Source organism: Gimesia fumaroli (assembly GCF_007754425.1).
Lineage (GTDB): Bacteria > Planctomycetota > Planctomycetia > Planctomycetales > Planctomycetaceae > Gimesia > Gimesia fumaroli.
The window spans coordinates 6,254,186-6,269,936 of sequence record NZ_CP037452.1; the positions used below are offsets into that span (position 1 = coordinate 6,254,186).

Consider the following 15,751-nt stretch of genomic DNA (forward strand, 5'->3'; position numbering starts at 1 on the left):
GTTAAAATCCGATATAATGGATTATTTCTCTTGCAAAACGGAACCACTTTTCTATTATAGTGGATAATGAGTCAATATAAAGGATTCTCTGTTCCGATCCCTCTCATTTTTTCGGGGAATGATTCGCATCATGAAAGCATTGGTCAAAAAAGAGTCAAAGCCGGGACTTTGGCTGGAAGACGTTCCGGTTCCGACGATCGGTATTAACGATGTGCTGATTAAAGTGGACCGTACGGGCATTTGTGGCACCGACGTGCACATTTATAAATGGGACGACTGGGCACAGAAAACGATACCGGTGCCGATGGTGGTCGGGCATGAATTTGTGGGCGAGATCGTCGAAGTCGGCTCGAACGTTGCCGACTACACACCCGGCGAGATTGTGAGCGGCGAAGGGCACGTGGTTTGTGGCCGTTGTCGCAACTGTTTTGCCGGCCGGCGACATTTGTGTGCCCACACCAAAGGGGTCGGCGTGAATCGCCCCGGTGCGTTTGCGGAATTTATCTCGCTGCCGATGACCAATATCTGGCATCATGATGAATCGATCGATCGGGATGTGGCTTCGATTTTTGATCCGTTCGGCAACGCCGTCCATACGGCGCTTTCGTTTCCGGTGCTGGGAGAAGACGTTTTAATCACCGGCGCAGGTCCGATTGGTGTGATGGCGGCAGCCGTCGTCCGCCATGCAGGAGCACGGCATGTCGTCGTCACCGATGTGAATCCGTATCGGCTGGATCTCGCACTCAAGATGGGGGCGACCGTCGCATTGGATGTCCGCGAGAAATCGATTGCGGACGTACAAAAAGAGTTGGGAATGACCGAAGGCTTTGATGTCGGCCTGGAGATGTCGGGGAACCCGCAGGCCTTTCGCGACATGCTGGACAACATGTGTCACGGCGGCAAGATCGCCATGCTCGGCATTCCGGAGAAAGAAATCGCCATCGACTGGAACATCGTGGTATTCAACATGCTGACCATCAAAGGGATCTACGGTCGAGAAATGTATGAAACCTGGTATAAAATGACAGTGATGCTGCAGAGCGGCCTCGATATCAGTCCGGTGATTACACACCGATTCCATGCCAGCGATTTTGAAAAGGGATTTGAAGTCATGATGACAGGTAAATCAGGCAAAGTGATTCTGGACTGGAACAACATTTAACAAACGCGCCATTTATAACGGCTCAATAGAAATAAAATCGAACAGGACTTGTCTCATGTATGGATCGTTCAAACAGGAACTGGAAAAAACACTGACCTCAATTCGTGAAGAGGGTTTGTATAAATCCGAACGCATCATCACCACGCCACAGGATGCCCATATCCGCGTTGCCGAGGGTGAACCCGTTCTCAATATGTGCGCCAATAATTACCTTGGCCTGGCAGAACATCCCGACGTCATCGCCGCCGCCCATGCGGGCCTCGATCATTGGGGCTACGGGCTGTCTTCCGTCCGGTTTATTTGCGGTACGCAGTCGATTCATAAGGAACTCGAAAGTAAACTCAGCTCGTTTCTGGGAACCGAAGACACGATTCTGTATACATCCTGCTTCGATGCGAACGGTGGGCTGTTTGAAACGCTGCTGACCGCGGAAGATGCGATTATTTCGGACGAACTGAATCATGCCAGTATTATTGATGGTGTGCGATTATGTAAAGCGCAGCGGTTTCGTTATAAAAATAACAACATGCAGGACTTGGAAGAACAGCTCAAAGCAGCCGCTTCAGCCCGGTTCCGCATGATCGCGACGGACGGCGTATTTTCGATGGACGGCTATATTGCCAATCTGCCCGCCATCTGTGATCTTGCCGATAAATACGATGCGCTGGTGATGGTCGATGACTCTCACGCGGTCGGCTTTATGGGTGAACACGGAAAAGGGACGCCTGAATTTCACGACGTGATCGAACGCATTGATATCCTGACGGGGACGCTGGGTAAAGCGCTCGGCGGTGCCAGCGGCGGCTATACCAGTGGTCGCAAAGAGATTGTGGAACTCTTGCGACAACGTTCGCGGCCTTATCTATTTTCGAACTCGGTCGCACCGTCAATTGTGACCGCGTCGATCAAAGCCATTGATCTGCTGACCGAATCTACGGCTCTGCGGGACAAACTGGAAGCGAACACGAAACATTTCCGCGCGGGCATTTCTCAGGTCGGCTTCGATGTGCTGCCGGGCGAACATCCGATTGTGCCCATCATGCTGGGCGATGCCGCTCTGGCAGCGCAGGTCGCAGATGCGTTGCTGCAGAAGGGCGTATATGTCATCGGTTTCTCGTTCCCCGTCGTCCCGAAAGGCAAAGCACGGATTCGGACGCAGATCTCAGCCGCTCATTCAATTGACGATCTGGACTTTGCGATTGAGAAATTCAAAGAGGTCAAACAGGATCTGGGGATTTAGCTCAGATCGGCAATGATCATTTAATTCGTCACTTCCGGTTTCTCGGGCGCGAAGCCCATGACCGCGTATTCGTAGCGGGTGCGGCCGCTGCTGTCGGCCCGCATGCGTTCGGCGACCAGCGGTAACCCCTGCGTGGCGGCGAAACGAACGGACGCCTTCGCGTCTCCATATGAGAAGAGAATGATCACCAGACTCTTAGGTTGTGGGACCGTTTTATAAATCGCATATAAACGATCGACGAACATTGTTGGTGAATCGGCACGAAAGTCCGTCGTCTGCTGGCCGATTTTCAAACGAAAAACGCCGTTCTCTGTCAGATACAATTCCCAGATGTCGCTGCGTTTGGTCAGTTCGTCGTAGGTCAGAAAATGCCTGATCACATCTTCGGCGCGCGCCCCCGCGAGGTCCTGCAGCTGTTTTTGGATCTGTTCGATTTTGGCTTTGGTCTGTTCCGAATCGGGATCGACCCTTGATTTGAGCAGGGGGTCCACCAGCGAATCGGGCAGTTGAAATAGCTCCTGCACCAGTTCGCCCACCCGGTTGCGTTGTTCCTGCGCCACTTTGAGTTGTTCCGACAGTTCCTGATTCTTTTTCTCTGAGAGCTGCTGCATGGTTCGCATACGTTGTTCCATCTCAACGGCCAGCTTCTCCGTCTGGGCTGCTTTGCGTTCGACTTGTGCATTCTGTTCGGCTAATGCGATGCTCTTCTGCTGTGCAGCATCATTGAGTTCTGAGAGTTTTTTTGCTTTTGACTCGGCCTGTTCAATCTGCCGTTCGGCCCGTTGTTCGATGCGGGCCGTCGTTTCCTGCGTATCCATGAATTGCGCGAAGATCACGATCAGTAACAGATCGAGCAGGGGAGTCAGTTGAAATGTGAGGCGGCGTCGGCTGATCATTCGGATGCGGTGCCTCCCGATGCCAGAGCCAGTTCACGCTTGGCCCGTACCACCGTATCGCGCACATGCTGACGGTTTTCCACCAGTCCCAGAAATGAAGTTTCCAGAATACTGTTGAGAAACATCAGCAGAATGGCAGCGGCCAGACCGGCAAACGTGGACCAGATCGCATCACCAAAATGGCTGACAATGGAACTGATCGTGCCGGCGGTTTCCGCGCCCGTATTCAACTGCAGGGCAGCGCCCATCGCCAGAATCGTTCCCAGGACGCCTGCCAGCGGATAGGCTTCGATCATCGTGCGACAGATGTTGTAGCAGGTTTCGAAGAAATGCGAATTCAGGTAGCGGCGTTTTTCATCGAGAATATGCACTCGCTCCGAAAGAATCTTCCGGTCGGTCGGGTTTGCTTTGGGGTCGAGCGTCTCATTGACGTCCGCCAGAAAGGCTTCAATCTGATCGGAAAGATGCCCCGAGGAATCGAGCAGGCTGCGATGTTTGAGGCCACGTGTGAAATCATCGAGTGACGAAGCGATACCTTTTAAATCGCGGCGCGACCAGACCCAGAGCACAAAGAACAAAAACAGATGCGCTCCACACGCGGCGATGATCACAAAAGTGGAGAGTCCTGATAGCTGGCTTAAATACTGTGACATCAATTGGTTCCAGACTGGTGAATCGTTTCCGTGTTCTCAAATTTTAGCTCGTTTTGATTCTCAACGCAAAACGAAAGTCTCAATCAGACAAACGGCTCTAACAGTAGGATCGATCACCGTTCCCTGCGTTCCTTGATGTTTCCTGCAGAGAAACAACCGCAGTTCCCGGGTGAGTCCAATCACAACGAATATAACGAAAAAGGATGCAAGACCTGCATGGAAGTCTTGCATCCCTGACTGAATTGAATCAGCGTTCAAGCTTTACGCACCGTATTTTTCCAGACGACCGGCGTGCGCCATGATCATCGACATCAGGTACTTGGCTTCAAACTGACCTAAGCCACCCTGAATGCACTCTGCTTCGCCAAAACTCTGGCAGGCGTCGAACCGAGCATTTTCAGCCGACAACAACAAGGGCACAGGATGCCAGCTGTGTGCTTTCATTTTGGAGGGAGTACTATGATCGCCGGTGACAACCAGCACATCCGGCTTCAAAGCATTGATGCGGGGAATGCACGTGTCAACTTCTTCCGTCTTGGCGACCTTCGCGGCGAAGTTGCCATCTTCGCCTGTGGAGTCGGTGTACTTGTAATGCACGAAAAAGAAATCGTAGTCGTCCCAGATTTTTTCCAGGCAGTCCATCTGTGATTCCAGTGTCTGACCGGCGTCCTGCACATCCATGCTGACCAGACGGGCCAGTCCCCGATACATGGGATAGACGGCAATCGCAGCGGCGCGGGTACCATAGACTTCTTCGAAGGTCGGAATCTCCGGCATCTTGGCGATGCCCCGCATTGTCAACAGGTTGGCAGGATGATCGTCTTTCAGAATGACGGCCGCCTGATTCAGAAACTCCTTACAGAGTTCAGCCGTCTTTTGAGAGGCTTCATTTTCACCAACCGGTTCCAGCGGGGGAACTCCCGTTTTCTGTGGATCGGTATCGTTGACGTTTCCGCCGAGCCCTTTGGCACGCAGCACGATCACCAGACGATATTCTTTGACGTGACGCACAAAAACTTCGACACCGGGAATTTCGATTTTGTCGAGCTTTTCGCAGAGCGCGGCGCCGATTTCACTGGAAATCCGACCGGCACGACGGTCTGTGATATTTCCCTGCTCATCCAGCGAACAGTAGTTGCCGCGAATGGCGACGTCGTCGGGCCCTAATTCGAAATCAATGCCCAGTGCTTCCAGGACGCCGCGACCGATGTTGAACTGCAGGGGATCATAGCCGAACAGTCCCAGGTGGCCGGGTCCACTGCCGGGAGTGATGCCAGGCAGAACGGGAATGCTGCGTCCCAGGGTACCTTTGCGGGCCAGCTCATCCAGGTTGGGAGTGTTAGCTGTTTCCAGCTCTGTTTTTCCGCCTGGTTCCTGAGGCAGACCGCCCAATCCATCTGAGACTAAGAGAACAATCTTGGAATCATTCTTCTTTTGAAGCTTTTTCATTAACGCGTGAAGGTCTGGCATCGAAATCTAAGCACCTTATGATAAACGTTTTACATTGATTCGTTCGGTTGACAATGACGAACGCATTTGCGTCGCTTGCGCTATAACATACCGCAATCCGATCACATTGTTAAGCAGGACGACGCGACATTCAAGGCTCGGGCGTCAATTGCGGTTCGTTCTGTGCAAAACCGGAGTTTTCGACCACCTTCTGGAAAAACTGCAGGCTCTCCTCAGCCATCAATTCCGCGCTATAGAACTGACGAACACGTTCGTAGCCCTGCTGCGCCAGTTTCCTGCAATAGTCCTTGTCCCGATACAGTTTTTCCCACGCATCAGCGAGTGCCTGCGGATCTCCAGGAGGCACCAAGAGGCCTCCCTCTGTCTTTTCAATGAGTTCTGGAAACGCACCGTGTGCCGGCTGGACGACGGGCACACCATTGGCCATCGCTTCCAGCACAAACAGCCCCTTGGGTTCATGATAATCGGTTGGAACCGACAGAACCGAAAGACTTTTATAAAAGGCGACTTTCTCTTCCCGCGTATCGGGACTGCCCCAATATTGATACGCCTCATTCAGAGCAGCAAGCGGCTCTGTGGTTTCCTGAAAATAGGCTTCGCTTTCTTTCCCTAAAAACCCGCCCACACACAGGCGGCTGTCGGGATATTTTTTGTGAAAGAGTTCAAACGCCTGTACCACGTTGTGGAGCCCTTTTTCTTTACAGATCCGGGCGAAGAAACCGATCGTAAAGGGTTCATGCTGACTCTCATTCGGCGTTCCGTCGTGGCCTTTGAGGTCGATGCCGAGCAGCATTTTCTGAAAATGATCTACGGGTAAATCTAGATACTTCGACATAAAGTCCCGGTAGTAATCGCTGTGAACCAGCACGCCGTCCAGCTGTTGTACGTTCTGACGAATCAGTTCCAGAGAGCGACCCCGATACGGTTCACCCAGCTCTTCCAGAAAGACATCATCGCCTTGCAACACACAATACACCGGGCCCTGAAAATGTTGTTTGATGGTTTTGATCGTGCCCGACAGCAGCGCATTGCTCAGGCAGACCACATCGGGCTTCAATTGATCTCCGACGAACTGCGCCAGCTCTTCGATTTCCATCAGTTCCGGGCCTTGCTCTCCTTCCAGCAGGGTCACCGTCAACGCGCCCAGCTCGTGGGCGTCGTTACTGACACCAAAGCTAGTCGCCAGATTGATTATCCAGGGAGTATTCAGCCAGTGCTTCATAAAGCGAGGCAACCGCCGCCAGAGTGGGGAACGATAATTCAGATAGACATTGATGCCCCCCAGAAAGACGGGCGAACCGGTCATGTTCTGTTCATCGACGCGGATCGGCGTGTAGGTGGGAATCAGGGTCGCCTCGGCTCCCTGGTTGATCATCGCCCGGGTCCAGGTATTATCATGCATGCAGGCACCACAAAACATCCCGGCTCCCCCCGAGGTGATAATGGCGACGTGCAATTTTTTACTGGATGGTTCTGGCATAATGTGTGCCTGCTGGTAGCTTGCGGGAGGGTCAGGTTTGATTCAAATTCAGAGGCGCAATCTGTTCAACAAAGCGTTTTAATAAAGCGGTGGTTTCTGGAGTATCATGAATCGAATGGCGGAATTCTTCCAGCGAAAGTCCGGCGATTTTTTCGACATACTCGGGATAGGTATTCAGCCGCCCGAGGAATGAATCGCGGTCCAGTTCCGGATGAAACTGAGTACAATAAATCGGACGATCCAGAAATCGATACGCCTGATTTTCCACCCGATCGGTTGATGCCAGCAGCTCCGTGCCCGGCGGCAGTTCGATCACTGTATCTTCATGCCCCATCAGACCTTGCAGCACGGCTCCTGAAGGACCAAATACCGGATCCGCTTTGCCGACTTCGGTAAGGGCGACATGATGCACGCCGATTTCCGCTCGCGTGATATCGTGGACGACCTGTCCGCCCATCGCCCTGGCCATGGCCTGAAATCCCCAGCAGGACGCAAAGGTCGGCTTGCGCGAGTCATGCACGACCCGCAAACTTTCCAGAGCCACATCCAGCCAGCGTCCTTCGCCGGCTGCAGAATAGTGGCCGCTGCCCCCGATCAAAATGACATCTGACTTGACCAGATCCGTTTCCAGAAGAGGGCCGCCTAGAAGATCAAATACTGCAATTTGACTGACATTCGCAGTCAGTGCTTTGGCAAAGCAGTTCACTTCCTGACCACGCATGGGATCATCGGAATTGCGAACCTGTAATAAGAGATAACGAATTTGTTGAAACATGGAGAGCCCGTTTATTTCCTACAAGACTGAAGTCAGCCTTACTTTTCACGCTTACACACTTCTCTGCTCATCGTCTCACGAACGAACAAAGTGCATAAACGTGGATTAATCCACATTATGATTGCTTTATCGTACAAATCCCACTCTGGAATTGTAGTCATACACTCTTGAATCCAAAGTTTCGCCTTGCTTTGAGTGCATCATAGCGTGTTGTACGGCCTTTGAGCGAACTATCGGACACCTGAAGATCGCTCTCATTGGGATGAAAATATTCTGAAACTGTAGAAAACAGTTCACTATCCCTATAAACCGATATGAACAGAAATTCAATTCGAATTTTTATCAAGATTTCATTTAGTATTTATATATGGGTTGACAATTTGGGCTCTTAGAAAGATAGTAGTGTTTACTGAGATTGTTTTTATCTCATGCGTCATCTCCCGAGAGGATTATCAGTTTTCCTTTTTTTTAACCTCTTCGATGCATGAATTATCCGCGCCAGTCAGCTCGTCTTGACTGGCGTTTTTTTTGTACTTCCCTCTCTCACCGGAGTATAATTCAGGTCGGTCGCCCCATTCTCTTTACAGGAAAATGTCATGCTCCTTCATCAGACGATCAAAGTGATTCTGTGTGCCGGCCTGTTGACCTGCTCCACTCCACTCTTCGGTGAATCCAAACCAGCGACTTCCACAAAGAGCCTTCAGAAGCATAGACTGGGAACGATCTCTCCTCTGCATCGCAGCGATCAGATTTATCTGGCCGGTCAACCCATGCAAACCGATTTTGAGCTGGTTCAAAAATCGGATGTGAAAACCATTCTCAATTTACGCCCCATGACCGAACAACGGTGGGACGAAGGCGCCTATTTAAAAATGCTGGAGCTGGATTACATCAATATTCCGTTTCGGGCACCTGACACGTTGACGCCTACAGTCTTCGATCAATGTCGAAAAATCCTGAATGACAAATCCAAACATCCGATGGTTGTGCATTGTGCTTCTGCCAATCGGGTCGGCGCGATCTGGCTGACACACCGTGTGCTGGATGACGGCATCAGTTTCGATGACGCATTAAAAGAAGCGAAACAGGTCGGCTTAAAAACACCGGGATACATCGAACGCGCCAAAGCTTACATCGCCGCACAGTCGAAGTCGGAATAGTTTTTGGTGTTAATTCTGCCGATTCAGAGTACATCCTGTTTTACATTTTCTCTCTTCTACCTCACAGGTCAGACTGCTTTTTCCAGAGATAGAGTTCCAGGGGCGGCAGGTTCCAGAGAATAAAAGACCGACGTTGCGGCGCACCGAAGCAGTCTTCTGCCAGTTCACAGACGCTGCTGCGAAACTGGTATGTCACAAAAGTACCGCCGGGCGCTAAAACGCGATGGATACTCTGAATCAAATGCCGACCTTCATCCGGTGACATCACGGAAAAGGGGACACCGGATACAATCACATCGGGAGCCGACATATGATTCGATCTGAGGATCGCTTCCAGATCAAGGGCAGAACCTTCCTCCACCAGCAAACGCGCATCGGTCATCTGCTGGAGCTGGTTCACAAATTCGGAGACAACTTCAATACACAGCAGATTTGAATTTTCAGGCAGGACGTTAAGCAGTGCCGATGTAGTTGCTCCGGTCCCTGGTCCGAGTTCGACGACATTTCGGGCCGTCTGCAGGCAGGGGAGCGAACTTAATTTTGCCTGCAAATAGCCGGAACTGGGAACAAAGGATGCGACTTTGAGGGGATTTTCAAAGAAGCCACGCAGAAAACAGGGGATCATTGAGGAAACGGGCGAAGCATTTTTAGCCGGTGATTGAGTGAGATCCATACTGAATTCCTGTCTGATAGTGTCTGCTTTCAAATTAACTGAGGCTGTTTTCGATCAGGCCAGATTACGCCGTCAATGGCAGGTCAGCAGCTTTCCAGGCAGACATTCCCCCCATGACATTTGCGACATCATCAAAGCCTTCATGCCTGATAAACGAAGAGGCAATCGAAGCCCGATATCCGGAACCGCAAACGACGGCAATCGGTTTTTCCTGAGGAATTTCATCGAATCGATCCTGCAGTGTGCCACCATGGATGTGGATGGCCCCCTTGATGTGTCCCGATTTCCATTCCTGCTCGGTACGGACATCCAGAATGGTGAGCGGATAGTTCTGCTGTATTTTCTTATGCAACGTATTGATCGAGATCGTTTCCAGCATTTCCAGAGGCAGTCCCGCCGTCTCCCAGGAAACAATGCCCCCTTCGAGATAACCCTGAATGTCATCAAAGCCGACACGCAATAAGTGCGTCACTACTTCTTTCACTTGAGAGGCATCATCGACGACCAGCATCAGCGGACGATCATACGGTAGAACCCAACCGGCCCAGGTCGGCAAATTGGAACCAAAGGGAATATTAATCGAGCCTGGTATGTGCGCGGCGGCGTAAGCTTCTTTCGAACGGACATCGAGAATCAGGCATCCCTCGCAGGACCGATCGTGAACCTGTTTCGCCTGCCAGCGTTTCAAGCCGGGAAGTTCAGGACCAATGATCGCCGGACCTTCCGTGTTAACCTGCTTCATGCGTTTGAAATAAGGGGGCGAAAGCGGCATCTCGTCCAGCAGTGATTCAATCCACGCCGATTCGTCCTGCTTCTGCAGCGCTTCACTAAAACGCCGCTCATAACCAAGCGTGGAAGATCGTCGCGAACCAATGGCTTTCCCACACAATGAGCCTGCTCCGTGTGCGGGAAAGATTTCCGTGAAATCAGGTACTTCATTCAGTTCCTGAAACAGACTCTGGTAAAGTTGGTGCGCCAGTTCCTGTTTGGCTTCATCGCCTAGCAGATCCGGACGACCGACATCGCCGACAAACAGAAAATCGCCGGTAAACATGCACCAGGGAGACTCGGTACTCCGCGTCGTGTCATACAAGAGTACGGCAATATGTTCCGGCGTATGACCGGGAACGTGGCGAAATTCCAGACAGAGATCACCCATCTTCAGCGCGTCACCAGATTTGACCTGCAGATCAGCGAAAGGCTGCCGCCAGTCGCCCCCCCCGTACGACGAGCAATAAATCTGTGGCTCATCATTCAAACGTGCTTTCAGTTCGCGTGAACCGCAGACAAAATCAGCATGCACGTGCGTCTCAATAATGTGTTTGATGTGCAGATCATGCTGACGAGCGTATTCCATGAAGTCCCCGACATCGCGAGTCGGATCAATGACCACCGCTTCTCCACTTTTCTCATCTCCAATCAGATAGGAGACGATCGCCAGTCCCGGTACAAATCGATCATAGAATATCATGTTGATAACTCTCCGTTCTCGCTAAAACTATTTCGTATGATGATCGACATAGTTTTTGACAAGTTCCTTCAATTCCGGCTTGTCACACTCAAAGCCCATTTCCTCGGCTTTCTTCAGGGTCTGCTCTCCCGACATCCCTTGCTCCACAGCCATGTCCATCATGACCATCGCACCAGCCCGCTTACCGCTCTTGCAGTGTGCGAAAACAGGTTTGGGAAGATCGTCTAACTTTTTGCGAAACTGATCCACGCGTTCTTCATCCATATTGTTCATCGATACTGGAACGTGCAGGTAGGTCATATCGGCTGCTGTGACCGCTTCCCCTTCCGCAGCAGGCGAGACAGGTTGATCCTCTTCATGCTCGGTCCGAAAGTTAATCACGGTCTTGAAGCCTTCGCGGCCGAATTCGTAAATTTCTTCCTTGCTGGGTTGTGGACCGACGGTAATTTGATCGTTAATTTTCATTACATTTTCCATGTCTGTGCTCCTTATGAAAAATTGCGGTTTTAATCTGCTTGAATCTGAAAAACATAAACCGCAAAACCCATGCCAGCCGGTTAATTCCCCCGTCGCAGGCAAAAACAGCCACATTTCAACTGTTTTGCTGATTGATCAGAAACCAGCCTGGGTGATCAACGGCCCCTAAAGCAGCATCCTCGTTTTCTGTTCTCAGGAAGTACCCTGATTATTTTTTGCTAATATTGACTTATTTCCCCGTGATATCGCGTGCAGGAATCCGCCTTGCTTTAGGGTAGGTCATACTCGAGCCGGTTGACTGTGTTCATCGGATCGCGTTCAACACAGATGTTTAACATTCAAAGGGGAGCCCTCACATGCGTCGTCTGACTATTTTTGCCGCAACTTTCTGTACGTTACTGCTTTCTACGCAGTGGGTTAGTGCTGCGCCGCTGGCCGAGCAGTATCTGACATCAGGGCAATTAACGGCAGGGGAAACGTCGCTCAAAGCCCAGCTTGCGAAGTCGCCTGAGGATGATGCAGCTCGGTTTGGCCTGGGTGTGATTCAGTTTTTCCAGTCATTCGAGCATCTGGGCGGCAGTCTGCATGAATACGGTTTGCGAACCGAAGGTGCTTTTCGTGGCCTGCCAGAGCCATTGCGCGACGTCGTTCCACAGGACCCGGATCCGAAAACAATCTCCTATGCGGATGTTCGACAGATAGTGCAGACCTGGGTGAACGACCTGAAGGCAGCAGAACAAAGTCTGTCTGCTGTTAAAGATCCCAATATGAAACTGCCGTTAAAAGTAGGAAAAATCAAAGTCGATCTATTTGGCACCGGCAAGCCGATTGACGCCGCATTTCTCTTAGGTCGAGTCGGCAATGTCAAACAACAGGAGGCCGCTCAAAAATTTGTGATCGGCTTTGACCGGGGCGATGCGAGCTGGCTGGCAGGCTACTGTAACTTTCTATGCGCCTGGGGCGAAGTGATACTCGCCATTGATGGCGAGGAGATGTTTAACTGCACGAGCCATCTGTTTTTTGAAAAAGTAGATACGCCTTATCCGTTTCTGCAAGAGGGATCGCGCAATTTCGATTCACTGCGCCGATTCAACCGGCCGCTGATTTCAGATATTCTGGCGTTTATTCATCTCTGGCGATTTGAACTCAAAGAACCGAAGCGGATGCAGGCAGCTTTGGCGCATCTGGAAGCAATGCAGGTCAATGCGAAAACGATGTGGAAATATTATCTGACAGAAACCGACGATGACCACGAGTGGATTCCCAACCCGAATCAGACAGGCGTGCTGGAAATCAAAGTCAGTCAGGAAATGGTCGATACCTGGCTGGCCGTGCTGGACGAAACCGGTCTGGTGTTGAAAGGGAAAAAACTGATTCCCTTCTGGCGTGGCAAGTCGGGAGGACAAGGCGTGAATTTACGACGTGTCTTTACCGAGCCGCGGAAGATCGATCCGTTTCTCTGGGTTCAGGGAACTGCGGCTGCCCCCTATCTGGAAGAAGGCACGATCACCGAATTTGCGTCCCCCGAAATGCTGGGCCGCATCAACAATACGTTTGGAGGAGTCCGCTTCTTCACGATGGCGTTCTGGTTTAATTAACAGAGGATCTTGTGTCTATTCCTGCTGAAGACAGGCGTTAAACAATTCTGTCAACTGCGCGGCATCAATGGCGGAACCGATGGCGACAATCCGGGTGCGTGGCCTGCGCGTGCCCCAGTCATCGAGTTCCGTCACTTCAGTACGACGGCCGACCGCTTGCAGTGCATGTCGTTTCTCGGGTGCCTCGGCACAATAGACGATGCCTTTGCAGCGATAAACATCCGCCGGCAACCGGCTGCGGACCATTTCACCCAGTGTTTCGAGCGAGAAAGGCTGGTCGGTTTCATAACTCCAGGTTTTGAAGATCTGGTGGGCGGCTTCATGCTTCTGCGGTTCGCTGTTCTCGCTGTTCTCCTGTTTTTGTGATTCCAGATGCCCCGGGTCAAACCTCCCGACCGCCAGTAAGACTTCGAGCGGAACTTCACAGCGGACCGCGTTGATGATGCGAATCCGGTTCAAGTGCTGGCCGATCCATTCGCCGATGACTTCAATGTGATCGGGGCCGACGAGATCCACCTTATTTAAGACCACCATGTCGGCAAAGCCGATCTGCCGCAGTTTGAGTGCCGACAGCTCGTCATTGTCGGCGTGAGTGAAGATCGCTTCCGCATCGACGATACAAGTGATGCTGTCCAAACGCAGCAGGTTTTCATAGCGGGCATTCAGAAAGGTCATCACGATCCCTTCCGGGTCGGCCACGCCGCTCGCTTCCAGAATCACATAGTCGATCACATCATCGCGCGTCAGCAGTTCTTCCAGTGACTTGACCAGATCGTCGCGAATTTCACAGCAGACGCACCCGTTAGTCAGGTTGATCGTGTTCTCTTCGACGCCTTCGACGAGTTCGGCATCGATATTGATCGCACCGAAGTCATTCACCAGCACGCCCACGCGCAGACCATGGTCGCCGTTCAAGATGCGGTTCAGGAGCGTCGTTTTGCCAGCGCCCAGAAAACCGGTGAGCAGAGTGACCGGCACGGGATCGCGACCAGGAATCACAATCGGTTCGAGGCGCGGCGCGGGGGCGAGAATGGGGCGTTCATCTTCAGTCATGTTGATCTCAAAATGGAAATAGGGAACGCTTTTCAGATAGCGGCAGCGTTCCCTTGATGCAGGTGGCCTTACTTATCGTCGTCAACTTTGATGCCGCGTGCTTCGAGCATTTGGCGCGGATTCAAAGTAATGCCAGGCCACTTCTGAACCGGCTTACGATAGGCGTCGGGCGGATAATATTTCTTCGGATCAATTTCCAGATCACGCAGGAACTGTTCCTGCTGCATTTCGCGAGGCAGACGCGGTGTCGGCAGCTTGATTTCTGCAGGCAGCTTTTCGCCCGGTTTGAGCAACCAGCGCGGGTCCATCGAGGCGGGGGCGGCTCCATCGGGGAGTAAGGCTTCGCGCGACCAGATTGCATCTTTGGTGACGTTAATCACCTGCACATCAGGTCCGGCAAACATAAACAGCCCGTCCCAGTTCGAACGGACTTCTGCCGTCGACTCTGCTTCCAGCGCGGGTCCCGCATATTCGTAATGACAGATCGCCGCCATCCGAGGTTGGGTCTGCTTGAACAGGTAGCCAGAAGCGTAGTACATCGTATGGAAGATATCGATGGTGTACTCCCAGAGTTCCGCCGGTGCGCCCAGTTTCATTGACGAAAGCTGAGGCACATCAATCGTCCCTTCCGAGACAAACACGTCAACATCTTTGCCGTACTTGGCCGAGAGTTCATCGGGGCGACCGTCGCCGGTCCAGACAAACGACAAACCGGCGTCTTCCCAGTCGAGGCGATACGCGGACGCACCATCTTTCACGTGCGAACGCGGCCAGTGACGCACGGTCACGCCGTCTTTGTCGTAGCAGATGCCGTTTTCTTCTTTCCAGTCGAATTCGGTGACTTCAATATTCATGCCATCGCCGATGGGGCAGGAATTAAAGTTTTCTTCGTGCCAGCGGTTCATCTCTTTCATATGTTTGATCATATGATTGATGCCCAGTTCAGGCGTTCTGCCCGAAGGGCCATAGACCCGCAAGGGAGTGTAGCCGCCGGAAAAAGCACGGAAGGGGTAAAAGTAAGGTAAGTCTGCATAATGGTCGGAGTGCAGGTGACTGATGAAAATATCATTGATCAACGGCGCGGGCACCTGCATGGCGATGGCGTTCGAGATGCTGCCGTTACCCAGGTCAAAAAAGAAACGCCTGGGCTGCGATTCCCCATTGCCGAGTTCGACCAGAATCGAAGTGCCCGACTGCAATCGTGTGGGCGGCCAAGGCGTACTTCCCAGGAAGGAAATTCGCATTTCGTTTTTCGGCAGAATTTCGGTGCCGGGCATAAAGACGTTGCGATTTTTGATCGCCGGCCAGGGTTTGTAATAGTCGGGGAGACTGATCCCGCCACCAGGGCGGGGGCCATACGGATTTTTCATTTCGCAATCACTGTCTGCCGCCGAAGTAACGCCAGGGACAGAAGCCGCGAGACCAGCGCCAACAGCAGCCGCACTCCCTTTGAGGAAATTGCGTCGACCTTGACTATTACTTGATGGCTCGTTTGGTTTTTGATCGTCTTTAGACAAGAGAGTCTCCTCAACATCAGGGTGTGTTATCGTGGCTAATCGAAGTTGGAATTGGGTAGAGGTGCAGACTAACGGCAGACAGGAATCACGGCACCAGAATGAAATTATTTGATTTCAGGAACGCAC

The 15,751-nt window shown here is 51.9% G+C and carries 14 protein-coding genes; 4 read left to right on the forward strand and 10 right to left on the reverse strand.

Annotation, left to right across the window (positions count from 1 at the left end; all coding sequences use genetic code 11):
* Positions 1 to 130 precede the first annotated feature (130 nt).
* Positions 131 to 1,162, forward strand: coding sequence for an L-threonine 3-dehydrogenase (gene tdh, locus Enr17x_RS23710; RefSeq protein ID WP_145312155.1), 1,032 nt, complete (start codon positions 131 to 133; stop codon positions 1,160 to 1,162).
* Positions 1,163 to 1,217: 55 nt separating this feature from the next.
* Entirely contained in the window at positions 1,218 to 2,402 is a 1,185-nt protein-coding gene (locus tag Enr17x_RS23715) for a glycine C-acetyltransferase (protein WP_145312156.1), read from the forward strand.
* A gap of 20 nt (positions 2,403 to 2,422) precedes the next feature.
* On the opposite strand, the gene Enr17x_RS23720 is transcribed toward Enr17x_RS23715, so the two are convergent.
* The 5 genes from Enr17x_RS23720 to Enr17x_RS23740 all read right to left on the reverse strand — a co-directional run bounded on the left by Enr17x_RS23720 (position 2,423) and on the right by Enr17x_RS23740 (position 7,676).
* Positions 2,423 to 3,298 (reverse strand): coiled-coil domain-containing protein, encoded by an 876-nt coding sequence (locus Enr17x_RS23720; protein WP_145312157.1) that lies wholly within the window; start codon positions 3,296 to 3,298, stop codon positions 2,423 to 2,425.
* Positions 3,295 to 3,951 (reverse strand): MotA/TolQ/ExbB proton channel family protein, encoded by a 657-nt coding sequence (locus Enr17x_RS23725; protein WP_145312158.1) that lies wholly within the window; start codon positions 3,949 to 3,951, stop codon positions 3,295 to 3,297. The genes Enr17x_RS23720 and Enr17x_RS23725 overlap by 4 nt, the downstream gene beginning before the upstream one ends.
* Before the next feature lie 261 nt (positions 3,952 to 4,212).
* Positions 4,213 to 5,421: a 2,3-bisphosphoglycerate-independent phosphoglycerate mutase gene (locus tag Enr17x_RS23730; RefSeq protein ID WP_145312159.1), complete on the reverse strand. Its 1,209-nt coding sequence runs from the start codon at positions 5,419 to 5,421 to the stop codon at positions 4,213 to 4,215.
* Between the two features lie 130 nt (positions 5,422 to 5,551).
* On the reverse strand, positions 5,552 to 6,901 hold the full coding sequence (locus Enr17x_RS23735) for a glycosyltransferase family 4 protein (RefSeq protein ID WP_145312160.1): 1,350 nt from the start codon (positions 6,899 to 6,901) through the stop codon (positions 5,552 to 5,554).
* A 31-nt stretch (positions 6,902 to 6,932) separates the two neighbouring features.
* Positions 6,933 to 7,676 carry a type 1 glutamine amidotransferase gene (locus Enr17x_RS23740; protein ID WP_145312161.1) on the reverse strand — a complete coding sequence of 248 codons (744 nt, stop codon included), beginning with the start codon at positions 7,674 to 7,676 and terminating at the stop codon, positions 6,933 to 6,935.
* 596 nt (positions 7,677 to 8,272) lie between these two features.
* Between Enr17x_RS23740 and Enr17x_RS23745 the strand changes: the two genes are divergently transcribed.
* Positions 8,273 to 8,836, forward strand: coding sequence for a protein-tyrosine phosphatase family protein (locus Enr17x_RS23745; RefSeq protein ID WP_145312162.1), 564 nt, complete (start codon positions 8,273 to 8,275; stop codon positions 8,834 to 8,836).
* Between the two features lie 61 nt (positions 8,837 to 8,897).
* Here the strand turns inward: Enr17x_RS23745 and Enr17x_RS23750 are convergent, their stop codons facing one another.
* The 3 genes from Enr17x_RS23750 to Enr17x_RS23760 form a co-directional block, all read right to left on the reverse strand.
* Positions 8,898 to 9,509, reverse strand: coding sequence for a class I SAM-dependent methyltransferase (locus Enr17x_RS23750; protein ID WP_145312163.1), 612 nt, complete (start codon positions 9,507 to 9,509; stop codon positions 8,898 to 8,900).
* A gap of 64 nt (positions 9,510 to 9,573) precedes the next feature.
* The gene (locus Enr17x_RS23755) at positions 9,574 to 10,980 is read right to left on the reverse strand and encodes an MBL fold metallo-hydrolase (protein WP_145312164.1); all 1,407 of its coding nucleotides are present in this window, start codon (positions 10,978 to 10,980) and stop codon (positions 9,574 to 9,576) included.
* Positions 10,981 to 11,007: 27 nt separating this feature from the next.
* Complete coding sequence (locus Enr17x_RS23760; RefSeq protein WP_145312165.1) at positions 11,008 to 11,457, reverse strand: beta-lactamase hydrolase domain-containing protein; 450 nt, start codon at positions 11,455 to 11,457, stop codon at positions 11,008 to 11,010.
* A gap of 356 nt (positions 11,458 to 11,813) precedes the next feature.
* Here Enr17x_RS23760 and Enr17x_RS23765 point away from each other — a divergent pair, with 356 nt between their 5' ends.
* A complete protein-coding gene (locus tag Enr17x_RS23765; RefSeq protein ID WP_145312166.1) occupies positions 11,814 to 13,055 on the forward strand; it encodes a hypothetical protein in 1,242 nt (413 codons plus the stop codon).
* A gap of 15 nt (positions 13,056 to 13,070) precedes the next feature.
* On the opposite strand, the gene Enr17x_RS23770 is transcribed toward Enr17x_RS23765, so the two are convergent.
* Both Enr17x_RS23770 and gntH read right to left on the reverse strand, forming a co-directional pair.
* Positions 13,071 to 14,108, reverse strand: coding sequence for a CobW family GTP-binding protein (locus tag Enr17x_RS23770; protein ID WP_145312167.1), 1,038 nt, complete (start codon positions 14,106 to 14,108; stop codon positions 13,071 to 13,073).
* Positions 14,109 to 14,176: 68 nt separating this feature from the next.
* The gene (gene gntH / locus Enr17x_RS23775; RefSeq protein ID WP_145312168.1) at positions 14,177 to 15,625 is read right to left on the reverse strand and encodes a guanitoxin biosynthesis MBL fold metallo-hydrolase GntH; all 1,449 of its coding nucleotides are present in this window, start codon (positions 15,623 to 15,625) and stop codon (positions 14,177 to 14,179) included.
* Positions 15,626 to 15,751: the final 126 nt, after the last annotated feature.

Excerpts from the sequence above, each read along its gene's own strand:
- Enr17x_RS23755 (WP_145312164.1), bottom strand. The coding sequence starts at position 10,980 with ATGATATTCTATGATCGATTTGTACCGGGACTGGCGATCGTCTCCTAT.
- Enr17x_RS23740 (WP_145312161.1), bottom strand. The coding sequence starts at position 7,676 with ATGTTTCAACAAATTCGTTATCTCTTATTACAGGTTCGCAATTCCGAT.
- tdh (WP_145312155.1), top strand. The coding sequence starts at position 131 with ATGAAAGCATTGGTCAAAAAAGAGTCAAAGCCGGGACTTTGGCTGGAA.
- Enr17x_RS23765 (WP_145312166.1), top strand. The coding sequence starts at position 11,814 with ATGCGTCGTCTGACTATTTTTGCCGCAACTTTCTGTACGTTACTGCTT.
- Enr17x_RS23720 (WP_145312157.1), bottom strand. The coding sequence starts at position 3,298 with ATGATCAGCCGACGCCGCCTCACATTTCAACTGACTCCCCTGCTCGAT.
- Enr17x_RS23770 (WP_145312167.1), bottom strand. The coding sequence starts at position 14,108 with ATGACTGAAGATGAACGCCCCATTCTCGCCCCCGCGCCGCGCCTCGAA.
- Enr17x_RS23750 (WP_145312163.1), bottom strand. The coding sequence starts at position 9,509 with ATGGATCTCACTCAATCACCGGCTAAAAATGCTTCGCCCGTTTCCTCA.
- Enr17x_RS23730 (WP_145312159.1), bottom strand. The coding sequence starts at position 5,421 with ATGCCAGACCTTCACGCGTTAATGAAAAAGCTTCAAAAGAAGAATGAT.
- Enr17x_RS23715 (WP_145312156.1), top strand. The coding sequence starts at position 1,218 with ATGTATGGATCGTTCAAACAGGAACTGGAAAAAACACTGACCTCAATT.
- Enr17x_RS23745 (WP_145312162.1), top strand. The coding sequence starts at position 8,273 with ATGCTCCTTCATCAGACGATCAAAGTGATTCTGTGTGCCGGCCTGTTG.
- Enr17x_RS23725 (WP_145312158.1), bottom strand. The coding sequence starts at position 3,951 with ATGTCACAGTATTTAAGCCAGCTATCAGGACTCTCCACTTTTGTGATC.
- Enr17x_RS23760 (WP_145312165.1), bottom strand. The coding sequence starts at position 11,457 with ATGGAAAATGTAATGAAAATTAACGATCAAATTACCGTCGGTCCACAA.
- Enr17x_RS23735 (WP_145312160.1), bottom strand. The coding sequence starts at position 6,901 with ATGCCAGAACCATCCAGTAAAAAATTGCACGTCGCCATTATCACCTCG.